Origin of the sequence: Clostridium frigidicarnis (genome assembly GCF_900111985.1) — a bacterium.
Lineage (GTDB): Bacteria > Bacillota > Clostridia > Clostridiales > Clostridiaceae > Clostridium_Z > Clostridium_Z frigidicarnis.
Map to the genome: position 1 here is coordinate 39,252 of NZ_FOKI01000029.1, position 6,185 is coordinate 45,436.

Consider the following 6,185-nt stretch of genomic DNA (forward strand, 5'->3'; position numbering starts at 1 on the left):
ACCTCCCCCAAGATTATTTATTTCTTTGTTTATTTTTAGGTACTACACAAGTTCCAGAAGCCTTGCAGACAACAATAGGTTCTGATAAAACATCACAGGCAGAATCATTGATATCAGGTCTTGGAATAATAACTTTTCTTGCTTCAAAAACCATTTTTCTAGATGAGTTTCCACACTCAACTATCTCGCCAGTAGCTTCTATATAGTCTCCTGCATAAACTGGAGCAAGGAATTCTACCTTATCATAAGCCCTAAAAAGACCTTCATCTCCATCATTTTTAATAAGTAATTCAGTTGCTACATCTCCAAATAATTGAAGCATTCTAGCACCATCTACTAGATTTCCACCATAATGAGCATCATGTGAGCTCATACGTAGTCTTATAAGAGACTTCATTAACATAACCCCCTCTAATCTTTAAGTTAAAAATAAAAAAGCACTGAAAGATTTCAGTGCTTGCATGCTAAATAAGATGCATATGCTAATTATGCAATGAAATCAAATCCATTACATAAATAGCTCTCCATATTAATATGGCAAGAATAAAGTTTTTGTACTTTAATCCCAAGATACATTATATGAACATAATATACCTTTCGGCAAATAATTAATTCATTAAGAATATTGGAGGTTCATCTCCTTAACAATTCTTAATTACGCCAATTATTCGCGCCTCTATTTATGTTTTCTTCGTTAAATTTTAAATTTACCTATATATAGATTATATTTGACAACATAAGGAAATGTCAATATTATCTGAAAATAAAAAATATTTAATTTTTTGTGTACGATATAAAAATCCACAAGATGTTAATTTGTGGGCATCTATAACAAATATAGATAAATGTTTTAATAAATTGTTAAATTGTTTAAAAATTACTTTTTATTAAAGATATAGCATTTAACTTTCTTCCATAGATATATTCTGGTTCAGGATTTTTTTAGAATTTTAGGATAGGGTTAAGAAACTCCAAGAGAGTAAGCTAAACTAAGATTTTTAAAATTAGTAATCTCGGCTCTAGATACGATTTCTATTTTTCATTTATAATCCTCATGGAATTTAAGGGATGCTTCATAAATATTCATAAATTATTTCTAAAAATTTTGATTTAAAATAATTTAAGCAATAATAAAACGTTTTCGTTGTTGGGTTTAAAGTACAGAAAAATTTGTAAAAAAATAAAATATAGTGTATATAATAGGTGAAAAACTTACTTTAAAGCTTATGAAAACAATTTTATTACGAAATTTCAAGACCAAATACAAATATAACATTCGTAATTTTATTGACTATTGAATTCTACTTTGATAGTATTTTATAGGGAGAATATTCTCTAAAAATAAATAAATTGTTTTTTGGAAAAGCTATATTTAATAGACTTTTTAAGATAAATTATAATGATTAATTAGATTTTAAACTATAAAATCATTAAAAAATGGAGGTTTTTATATGTCAGCATTCATAGTTGTAGGAGCCCAATGGGGAGATGAAGGAAAAGGTAAAATGACAGACTACCTTGCAGAAGACGCAGATGTAGTTGTAAGATACCAAGGTGGAAACAATGCAGGTCATACTGTAGAAGTTGGGGATAAACAATACAAGCTTCATTTAATTCCATCAGGAGTTCTTTATGAAAATAAGCTAAATGTAATAGGTAATGGACTAGTTGTAGATCCAAAAGCTTTATTTGAAGAAATGGATTATCTAAAAGGCTTAGGTGTAGATATAACTCCAGAAAAATTAATAGTAAGTGATAGAGCACAAGTTATAATGCCATATCATAAAGTACTTGATGCATTAAAAGAAAAAGCTAGAGGAAAAAATGATATTGGAACAACAGGAAAAGGAATAGGACCTAGTTATACTGATAAGTTTGAGAGATGTGGAATAAGAGTTTGTGATTTAATGCATAAAGATGTTTTCAAAACAAAACTTATGGAAAACATAGAAATGAAAAATGCATATATAACAAAAGTATTAGATGGAGAAGAATTAAACTTTGACGAAATCTATGCACAGTACTTAGATTACGCAGAAAGATTAAGACCATTTGTAAAAGATGTATCAGTTAGGGTATATGATGAAATAAAAGCTGGTAAAAAAGTTTTATTTGAAGGAGCTCAAGGAATGCTTCTTGATATAGATCATGGAACATATCCATATGTTACATCATCAAACACAACATCTGGTGGAGTATGTAGTGGAGTTGGTATAGGACCAAACATGATTCAAAACGCTGTAGGTATAGCTAAGGCTTATACTACTAGAGTTGGTAAGGGACCATTCCCAACAGAATTAAATGATGAGACTGGTGAGTGGATAAGAACTAAGGGTCATGAATATGGAGTTACTACAGGAAGATCTAGAAGATGTGGATGGCTTGATTTAGTAATACTAAAAACTACTGCTAGAGTATGTGGATTAACATCATTTGCTGTTACTAAAATAGACACATTAGCAGGATTAGAAAAAATAAAAGTATGTGTTGGATATAAATTTAATAATGAAGTAATAGATTATTTTCCAGCAAGTCTTGAAGATTTAGCTTTATGTGAGCCTATTTATGAAGAATTTGAAGGTTGGGAAGAAAAAATAGAAGACGCAAGAAGCTATGATGAACTACCTGAAAATGCTAAGAAATATTTAAAGAGAATAGAAGAATTCACAGGAGTTAAAATAGCAATAGTTTCTGTAGGACCAAAAAGAGACCAAACTATGATGGTTGGAGAAATATAATATAAATACAAAAAAGTAGCGTTTGTCGCTACTTTTTTTTACGCTATTAGGATAGTATAGAAAAATTTAACCCTAAAATGCCGATAAAACCTAGGGTTAAAGGGATTGAGAATTGAAAATTTACAATTGACAATGTTGGATGAAATCTTCTTATATAAAATTTCTAAAATAAAAAACCTTATTAAAGAAAATCTGTGATTTTCAACAACGACTTTCAACTTTTATTCTAAATAAATTGTTAAAATTCATTGTTTATATGTTTTTTATATTGTTATTTTTGAGATACAGTAATATTATCTTTATAAGGCTTAAAATGGAAGTGGGGATGAATAAATGGGCGTTTATGAAAAAGAGTATGAGATTTTTTATCAGAATGTTGATATGTTTAAAAATTTAAGTATTCCATATTTGATGGATTTATTTTCTGATATAGCCTCTAGTCAAAGTGAATATATAAATTTAGGAGTTCAGTACCAAAAAGAACACAATGTAGCGTGGGTGTTGTACAAATGGAATATTGAAATACTTAAAAATATAAAATATGAGGATAAAATAAAGATTAGGACTATGGCATATTCTTTTAAGAAGTTTTATGCTTATAGAACATTTGAAGTTGAAAATTCTAAAGGTGAAATAGTTGCTACTGCAAAATCTACATGGCTTATGATTGATATAAATAAAAGAAGGGCAATAAGAATACCAAATGAATTTTGTATTGGATATGGATCAATATCCGATGAACAATTGAAATTAGAAGATGTGACTAAGTTTAATGGAGAAAAACAAGAGGATATAAAAGTTAAGTATAGCAATATAGACTGTAATAATCATGTTAATAACGTAAACTATATAAGATGGGCCTTAGATAATACTCCATTAGAATATATAGAAAAAAGAGAAATTAAAGAAATTAGAATAGTGTATAGTAAAGAAGCTATATATGGAGAAACTGTTGAAGTTTATACAGAATTTAATTGTGATAAAGAAGATATTATAGGGTTATATAAATTTAATCATGAAGACACAGAACTATGTAAAATACAAATTTTATTTAAATAAGTTTAAATAAAACGATAACAAAAATTACTTATAAAGACATTTTAAAAATTGACAATTGAAGATTGACAATTGACGATGAAGGAGATTTTTCTTCACTTTGTTTAGAAAAACTTAGAATTAAATTCTAGAATTAAGATTTTTCTCAGAAAAATTAACCATAATTGCTAATTTTCAATTGTCAATTAAAAAGTGGCTTAGCCACCTTTTTAAAAGTTGTAACAGCTTTTAGCCACCTTAGAAGCAGAACTCCAAGCCCATTGAAGGTTAAAACCACCACAATCACCGTCTACATCTAAAATTTCACCGCAAAAATATAAGTTTTTTATTAACTTAGATTGTAGTGTCAAAGGATCAACCTCACATGTATTTATTCCACCACAAGTTACTTGAGCATTGTTGAATGAATTAGTATCTGTTACTTTAAAAGTCCAGAATTTAAAAATGTTAAGTAAAGTTTTTCTTTCATCCCAAGTTAGTTCATATGCGGGCTTGTGTATTGAAGGTATACTACATTCCTTTAAAATTACGGGTATAAGTTTTTTATTTATTATTCCAACAAAACAATCCGCTAGACTTCTATAGGAAAACGTACCTAAATGATTATCTAAAAAACTATTCAAATCGTTTATAGATATATCAGGTAACATATCTATTTTTATTTCAACATTTTCTTTTAAACTTAAAGACTTAGAAGCAATTCTGCTAATTTGTAGTATTGGAGGACCTGATATTCCGTAATCAGTAAATAGTATTTCTCCAAATTCTTTTCTTTTAGACTTACCATTAACAAAAATCTCAGCATATCCGTTAAACTTTACACCAGATAAGGCTTTTAGATGTTTATAATCAAGTTTTAACTGAACAATAGCCGGTACTGGGGTTACTATGCTATGACCAAATGATTTAGATAAAGTATATCCAGAGCCATCTGAACCAGTATTGGTAGCTGATTTACCACCAGTTGCTATTATTAGTTTATTGCAAGAAAAAACCTCATCATTATCTCTTATTGATATAGTAAAAGTATCCTTAACCTTTTTTATTGATGCAACTTTATGATTTGTATATAGGGGTATTGATCTGTCTTCAATAGCAAACCTAAATAGATCAACTACAGAGGAGGCTTGTAAAGACATAGGGTACATTTTGCTGCCTTCTAAAGTAACTAGAGGTAATCCTAACATTGAAAAGAAATTTACAGTATCATCTACAGAAAAATCTTTTAATGTGTCAATAAAGAATTCGTTATTATCGCTATGATAATTTAAAAATGGATAAGATATAAATGCATTTGTTATATTGCATCTACCATTACCAGTAGTAAGAACTTTTTTACATATTCTATCAGAACCTTCTAAAATGGCAACATCTAGCCCTAAATCTTTGCAAGAAATAGCAGAAAAAACGCCAGAAGCACCACCACCAATTATAATCACGTCATGAAATATCATAAGTTTAAACTCCTTTATAACCTAATATATATAAATCTTCTTTTCTATCATTTTTCACGTTAAATGTTTCTCTTAGATTTGTTACTAAATCTAAATCTAAATCTCCAATAATTAGTCCCTCTTTATTAAATAAAGTTTTAATAATAGTTCCATCAGGAGATATTATTGATGAATCACCACTATAATATAAATCATTACCTAAACCAACTCTATTAACACCAAGAATATAGCATTGATTTTCTATAGCTCGTGATTTAAGTAGTGATATCCAATGTTCACGCCTAGATTGTGGCCAATTAGCAATAACTATTATAGCATGACTTTTCTTTGAAAGTATTTGAAATAGTTCTGGAAATCTTAAATCATAACATATAGTGCTTCCAAATATAAAATTATTAATTGGTGTTATAACAAAATCATCTCCACCAACATAAAAATTGGATTCTTCACCAAATGAAAATGGGTGGATTTTTGAGTATGAGGATAGAACATCACCAGATTTTGATACAATTAACAAGTTATTCTTAGCTTTGTTTTTATATTCTTGAACACAGCCAAAAGCAATATTAATATGAAATTTTTGAGAAAGTTTGCAGAACCATTTAATAGTATCGCAATCATTAGAGTTTTTTTCTTTAATTTCTAGGGTATTCATAGAAAAACCTGTCAATGTCATTTCAGGGAAAATGGCAAAATCACAATTGTATTTTTTACATTTTTCTATAAAAAATTGTACTTTATTTTTATTTGCATTCTTATTTTCCCAAACAATATTTAATTGGCATAAAGCTACTTTCATAGATATCACTCCAAATTAAAATATTTAAATATAAATTTGCACATCAACTTTCCACTCTCAACCTTCAACTTTATATTTAGGAAGTCCGTGACTTTCAACAATAATCGTCAATCGTCAATTCTCAATTGTCAATTAAAA

General features: G+C 28.3%; 5 protein-coding genes and 1 riboswitch. Of the genes, 2 read left to right on the forward strand and 3 right to left on the reverse strand.

Features of this window, described 5'->3' with window-relative positions; genetic code table 11:
- Positions 1-13: 13 nt before the first annotated feature.
- Positions 14-397 (reverse strand): 3-aminobutyryl-CoA ammonia lyase, encoded by a 384-nt coding sequence (gene kal, locus BM119_RS14595; protein ID WP_090042476.1) that lies wholly within the window; start codon positions 395-397, stop codon positions 14-16.
- Positions 398-509: 112 nt separating this feature from the next.
- Positions 510-687, reverse strand: a riboswitch (Lysine riboswitch).
- A 764-nt stretch (positions 688-1,451) separates the two neighbouring features.
- Between kal and BM119_RS14600 the strand changes: the two genes are divergently transcribed.
- On the forward strand, positions 1,452-2,738 hold the full coding sequence (locus BM119_RS14600) for an adenylosuccinate synthase (protein ID WP_090042477.1): 1,287 nt from the start codon (positions 1,452-1,454) through the stop codon (positions 2,736-2,738).
- A gap of 333 nt (positions 2,739-3,071) precedes the next feature.
- Positions 3,072-3,797 (forward strand): acyl-[acyl-carrier-protein] thioesterase, encoded by a 726-nt coding sequence (locus BM119_RS14605; RefSeq protein ID WP_090042478.1) that lies wholly within the window; start codon positions 3,072-3,074, stop codon positions 3,795-3,797.
- Between the two features lie 206 nt (positions 3,798-4,003).
- On the opposite strand, the gene BM119_RS14610 is transcribed toward BM119_RS14605, so the two are convergent.
- On the reverse strand, positions 4,004-5,248 hold the full coding sequence (locus BM119_RS14610; RefSeq protein WP_090042479.1) for a BaiN/RdsA family NAD(P)/FAD-dependent oxidoreductase: 1,245 nt from the start codon (positions 5,246-5,248) through the stop codon (positions 4,004-4,006).
- A gap of 4 nt (positions 5,249-5,252) precedes the next feature.
- Complete coding sequence (locus BM119_RS14615) at positions 5,253-6,047, reverse strand: nitrilase-related carbon-nitrogen hydrolase (RefSeq protein WP_090042480.1); 795 nt, start codon at positions 6,045-6,047, stop codon at positions 5,253-5,255.
- Positions 6,048-6,185 lie beyond the last annotated feature (138 nt).